The 6,022-nt window shown below is 46.3% G+C and carries 3 protein-coding genes and 3 pseudogenes; 3 read left to right on the top strand and 3 right to left on the bottom strand.

The window, feature by feature from the left end; all coding sequences use genetic code 11:
• Positions 1-308: pseudogene (locus tag BM116_RS18390) on the top strand (transposase); the annotation flags it as partial.
• Between the two features lie 40 nt (positions 309-348).
• Here BM116_RS18390 and BM116_RS18385 read toward each other — a convergent pair.
• Positions 349-582 (bottom strand): annotated as a pseudogene (locus BM116_RS18385) (helix-turn-helix domain-containing protein); the annotation flags it as partial.
• A 100-nt stretch (positions 583-682) separates the two neighbouring features.
• On the opposite strand from BM116_RS18385, the gene BM116_RS18380 reads away from it, so the two are divergent.
• Both BM116_RS18380 and BM116_RS18375 read left to right on the top strand, forming a co-directional pair.
• A complete protein-coding gene (locus BM116_RS18380; RefSeq protein ID WP_083729429.1) occupies positions 683-2,884 on the top strand; it encodes a DEAD/DEAH box helicase family protein in 2,202 nt (733 codons plus the stop codon).
• Positions 2,877-5,312 carry a sigma-70 family RNA polymerase sigma factor gene (locus BM116_RS18375; RefSeq protein ID WP_083729431.1) on the top strand — a complete coding sequence of 812 codons (2,436 nt, stop codon included), beginning with the start codon at positions 2,877-2,879 and terminating at the stop codon, positions 5,310-5,312. The genes BM116_RS18380 and BM116_RS18375 overlap by 8 nt, the downstream gene beginning before the upstream one ends.
• A 29-nt stretch (positions 5,313-5,341) precedes the next feature.
• On the opposite strand, the pseudogene BM116_RS18370 reads toward BM116_RS18375, so the two are convergent.
• Together BM116_RS18370 and BM116_RS18365 are read right to left on the bottom strand one after the other, a co-directional pair.
• Positions 5,342-5,568 (bottom strand): annotated as a pseudogene (locus BM116_RS18370) (integrase core domain-containing protein); the annotation flags it as partial.
• 138 nt (positions 5,569-5,706) lie between these two features.
• Positions 5,707-6,022: transposase (locus BM116_RS18365; RefSeq protein ID WP_139222386.1), on the bottom strand; the 316-nt coding region annotated here is incomplete at its 5' end.

Raw genomic sequence — 6,022 nt, 5'->3', positions numbered from 1 at the left:
AAATGGGATGACGACTACCTGCCAATTGGTCAGTCCTGGCGGCGCAACTGGGCTCGGATCACGCCGTTCTTCGACTTCCCACCGGAGATCCGCAAAGTGATCTATACCACCAACGCCATTGAGTCGGTGAACATGAGTTTGCGCAAGATAACCAAGAACCGCGGCTCGTTCCCCAGCGACGAGGCGCTGCTGAAACTGTTCTATCTGGCGCTACGCAACATCGCAAGAAATGGACGATGCCGATCCGTGACTGGAAAGCGGCACTGACACGCTTTACGATCAGCTACGAAGGCAGGCTGCCACAGTAGTAACCCCATCCCCGGTTACACAGAATTCTGCACACCCTCCACTACCTGGCAGCAGCTTTCGCATGGGCCGACAAGCCTGGCGGCGGACCTTCATCCGCTGCTGAGCCACGCGGGCCGAGTAGCTGCCAGCTGCATCTCGATTGCGGCGCATCTCTCGGCTGACCGTCGAAGGGGATCGGTTGATCAAGCAGGCAATCCTGCGCAAGCTGAGGCCTTGGGCATGACTAACTTGAATGGTGGCACGCTCTTCAACGCTGAGTTCGGAATAAGACATAGGGCAGCACCGTACCGGAAAGGTCAGGTGTTGCACTCAGTTTTTGCCGCAGCCGTCTATGATTAGTAGACTTATTTATACCAGTATAGGGAGTTGATCGATGAAATTCCGTGACCTAGACAGTCTTAGTCCGGATGATTTTGAACACGCTATAGCTGATCTACTACTCCGCTCGGGATGGCACGAAGCTGACGTAACCAGGGTTAACTCGACCTTTAAGCACGGTGACGGAGGTATAGACATCATAGCGACCCGTCGCGGAATCAGGTTTGCAGTTGAAGCGAAACAACGAGGTAAAGGTAACCTAGTTGACGTAAAAGCTCTTAATCAGCTCCAAACCGGTGCCAAACTCTATGGCATCAATAACCGAATATTAGTCACAAACTCCTACTTCACCTCTGAAGTCAAGATTCGCGCATTACGTCTGGGTGTTGAGCTAATTGACCGCGACGCTTTAAAGTCGATGTGGGAATACGAAGCGTCTGAAATCGGGCGAGAGATTAAAGCTCGCGCATATCAAGAATCAATAATTGAAGAATGTCTTAAAACAATTGGCACCGGGCAGCGAAAGCTATTAATTGAAATGGCAACTGGGCTTGGTAAGACATACACGGTTGCGCTTCTCACCAAGGAGCTTCTTAGCAGAGGTGCAATAAAACGTGTCCTGTTTATTGCTCATCAAATTGAGATCATAACGCAGTCCGTAAGCGCTTTTAAAAACGTACTCGGAGTCGGCAACTATACAATGTCTGCCTGCTTTGCGGGTGCGGCACCCGAGCAAACAGACTTCGTGTTTGCGACATTCGACACACTATTTAACCGGCTTCGATACATTGATCACAGTGAGTTTGACCTAGTTATCGTTGATGAAGCTCACCACGCACCTGCTAGAACCTATGGAGCTGTACTTGATCACCTAAAATCAAAATATATGATTGGGCTAACTGCGACACCACAGCGGATGGACGGTCTCGATGTACACGGTTTTTTCGGTGGGGAGTCTGGGCATGTTGGGCGTTACGATCTGGCTTGGGCTCTAAAGCACAAAAAGCTCGCTTTCCCTCGTTACAAAGTAATACTGGATAACGTTGACCAAGCAAAGCTCGATCAATTGCGAGCCGGCCTATCGGTGCAAGATATCGACAAATCAATCTTTCTTCACAGGAAAGATGACGGGATTATTTCGAAGATAAATGAGTGCGTTGAAGAAAACAAGATCGCGACACCGAAGTGCATTGTATTTTGTAAGTCTATAGAACACATGAAATATATGATCGGATACTTCAACCCGTCCGATGTAGTAATGATCCACTCGAAGCAGCCTGATGATGAGCGCCGAGAAAACATAAGAAGGTTCCGAGAAACGGATCTCTCCTACGTTTTAGTGGTCGACCTTTTTAATGAAGGAATCGATATACCAGAAGCTAACATGCTCGTATTTCTGCGCCAAACATCCTCACGTACGATTTGGCTGCAACAACTAGGACGTGGGCTCCGAAAAACAAAAAACAAATCCATTGTCCACGTGTTAGATTTTGTAGGTTCTTTCAAGCAAATCGAAAACGTAAGAGATTTACAACGTGCAGTAGATCGAGCTCCTATCGATAAGGACTCTCTGAAGCCCGATGCTGAACCAAACTCTTTTGACAGACCCCAAGCAGGGGATCCTATCCATGATGAGTCAATCTTAGTTGATTTCGATGAGAGCGCCGCTCAGGTCCTTACGCTGATAGAAAACCTCGAATTCAGACTGACCACAAGAGCAAGGATAATCAGGCAAGTGAACCATGCGTTTTCAAATGGAATCGTAGTAACGAGCGAGAATATAGAAACCGTGCTACAGGATGTTTCCAGAGATCAGGTGGCTACAATTTTTGGATCCCTACTTGGTTTAGCCAGAGCATGTGAGCCCGAGGATTACGCCAAGATAATTGCTAAGCAAGTTGAGGGGCGTATTAGAAAATCCATCGATGAACAGGCTATCCAGCACAGCGCAAAATATTACAGGTTGCAGCTAAGTGATGGTGTGCTCGACATAGCCTCAGAAATTGAAATCGATGAGATCTTATCTGGAATCAGCCCTTCCCCATCCAAAGCGGTGTCCGTTGGCGCACAGAGCGACACTACAGAAGCTCAATCAGAAAGTCCCCAGATCGACCCAAAGGCAGCTCTCATCGCAAAATATAGCAATCTCTTGAGCAGTGTAGACGACTACAAACAATTGTCGGATGAAGATAAAAAAGAGATTAAAGCCACCTTCAAATCACCTTTTGCGCTATTCAAGGAACTGAGAATTGGATAATTCAGAACTCCAGAATCTAATCGAACGAGAGGTCGAAAACCCTGACCTGCCAAGAGAGGAATTCTATTCGAAATACAAGTTCAGTACTGAGGAAAGACGTGCATTTAAAAAAATGGACCCTTCGAATTGGGATAGTACTTCACCGATTACCTTTCTGAGACGCCTCAAGGAAGAGCTGTCGTTTAATCGAGATATTGACTTTGATACCGTAGCGCTTGCCTCCAAGTTGATAACGGAGCTTCAGTCAATCCGGCAGTATAATGACTTCAAACTGGATGACCAGTTTATGTTGGCGTCATCTAATAAACTAAAGTGGAGATATCTGAAGAAGCACTTGGATAGCTCTCCTCCTCCAGCCTATACAAACCGCGTTGAGAAGAATGCTCTATTTGCGGTAGCTAGAATGCTTGAGACCCCGCCAACTTACGACGATATATGTTTGATTTTTGCTGACGACGGCAATCGATTACACAAGCAAATACTCCGGAAACTATCACCTGCATGGGTGGAAGGGTTGTACTCAATCGTGAGGAGAGAGCTTGATATAGAGCATGAAACGACTGAAGAAACACAATCTGACGGCTCGGATAATACCGAGGAAATTCTTCAAAAATTACTTCTCGTTGGAAATACTCCCGCTCCACTTGAGTCAGCGCACACACGCGCTCTAAATAAGTTGTCGAGACTCCTGAACCGAGACGTTAGCTGGGGCGATGTTCTAGATGTATACATGAACCTCCAAAAAGGCGTCCACACAGAAATCACCCAAAAACTCTCTGAGAGCCAAATAAAAGGCATCAAGTCTTTACTTGAAGTAAGCTTAAAACTGGCTAATAGCACTGATATGAGCATGGAATACGAGAGTCCTGCCCAAGCTTTCGACATTCTAATCGAGCGCATAGGGGAGTTTGCTTTCGAGCTTGAAGCCAAGGACCGGGATTTATTCCTCAGCAGATTGGGTTTTTTCCAACCGAGTGAGACCCTAGAAAACTGTGGCGAAAAGTTAGGTCTGACTCGAGAACGAGCCCGCCAGAAAGAAAAACAGATCATGGATGATTTTCGCCTCAAGCATCCAGGGCTTCGCAAGCTGTTTACTGCATACTATGAAAGTAATGACTCATTGAAATTTGACAACTACTACGAAGAAATTCAAGACAGCTTTGAGTCTCGATCATCCTTAATAAGGCTAATGGACGCCCTACAGGAAAATATTGATACGAATTTGAAGGAAAGACTGGAACAAGCCGGTAGTACCGTTTTTAATAAAGGCTATTTGTTGGATTTTTTCTGTTCTATACCTAAACCAAGAACAATTGAAATCTTCGAAAACTACCTCCGAAATGAGACTGAGTTCACTGACGAGGATATAGATTTATACATTTTTCACTCTGCTGATTACTTAGAATTCAACTCTGGGATTATAGATTTAAAAGAAAATGTAAAGCTGACCAGAGTACAGGCTCTTGGTATGGAGCTGCTGAACCACCCGAAAGGTATGCCATGGCAAGATCTAATTGCAGCAGTGAATGCGTCCGGCCGCTGTACTGCTCTACACAAAGACAGGGTTACCTCATCGTTCAGGGATAATCCCTACCTATATCAGGTTGATAGGGGTGCATGGGGCCACGTCTATTACCTAGATTTGAAAGTTCCGAAGGAAGAGTTATTAAAATCAGTAAAGCAGTTTATCGAGAGGAGTGGGCTAGACACACTACACCTAACTAACATCTACGAGGCATTATTAAGCAGTGAACCACGCTATAAGTCAGTCAATTATTGGGAGTTAAGATATCTGGTGCGAGACTTCGGAGGCGACTTCGGCCTCTACTTTAAAGGGAAGAGCAACCAGGATACCGTATCCCTTGACGAAAATGCGAGTGCGATCAGTCAGCACGATATGATTATCGAAATGCTCAAAAATTCGGAAACTGGAATGACGAAACAAGAAATCGCCTCCAAGCTAAGAAGCAAGAGTATTCGTCACGCGAACTTCTATATTGATCAGATGATGACACTGAAACAGGTGGTACGAGTAGACGAATTGCTCTATATGCATCCGGATGTGGCCTATAAGAATACTGATATTGACGCCTTCGCTGATGCGTTGAGGGAAGTCTTGTATGAAGGTAACGCTATCAAAGAAGGCAGAGTTGTTCAGGAAAAGATGAACTACAAATTGAAGAAAAATTTGCCTATCGCGTTTTATCTTGGTTTCGCAAGCCACTTTGAGGACAAAGGCTTCTTCAGGAAAAAAGGATTGCTCGGTCGTTCCGAAATACCATACAACTCTATAACCGACTTGGTTCATAGCTGTTGTCGAGGTATATCAGATTTCTCTGAATGCCGTCAGAGAGTGGCTGAAGTGGCTGATATAACGCAAGAAAAATTAACTGCCGTATACAATCTGATGGATAAATTGGAAAAGTAGGCTAAGTGACTATTTGTCACGTCCGTATGGTTATAAGGGCGCTTGTTAAAAAGCTCTGGTTGGATTTTATACCACTCCTTCATCGCCATAATGGGTGGCCTGGACTTCAACGCGGACTGGTGCGGCAGTTGATTGTTATATAGATGCACATAGCGTAGCAGGGTTTGCTCCAACTCTTCACGGCTATCGAAGTGATGGGTCTTAAGCACATCGTACGCCCGTTGAAACGCTCAACCATACCATTGGTTTGGGGCGATATCGCCTGCACTGGTTGGTCTGATATGCCGAAAGAAATGTCCGCTATCCGGATGTATTAGGAGGCGCTAAATAGCCGCCTCGGGCCAGAAGCGGACATGAGGGTGTGCAGAATTCTGTGTAACCGGGGATGGGGTTACTACTGTGGCAGCCTGCCTTCGTAGCTGATCGTAAAGCGTGTCAGTGCCGCTTTCCAGTCACGGATCGGCATCGTCCATTTCTTGCTGATGTTGCGTAGCGCCAGATAGAACAGTTTCAGCAGCGCCTCGTCGCTGGGGAACGAGCCGCGGTTCTTGGTTATCTTGCGCAAACTCATGTTCACCGACTCAATGGCGTTGGTGGTATAGATCACTTTGCGAATCTCCGGTGGGAAGTCGAAGAACGGCGTGATCCGAGCCCAGTTGCGCCGCCAGGACTGACCAATTGGCAGGTAGTCGTCATCCCATTTGGTTTCG

The organism is Halopseudomonas pachastrellae (genome assembly GCF_900114765.1).
GTDB classification, from domain to species: domain Bacteria; phylum Pseudomonadota; class Gammaproteobacteria; order Pseudomonadales; family Pseudomonadaceae; genus Halopseudomonas; species Halopseudomonas pachastrellae.
Note: the sequence above shows the minus strand (reverse complement) of the source record. Positions and strands in the feature narration are given on the sequence as shown.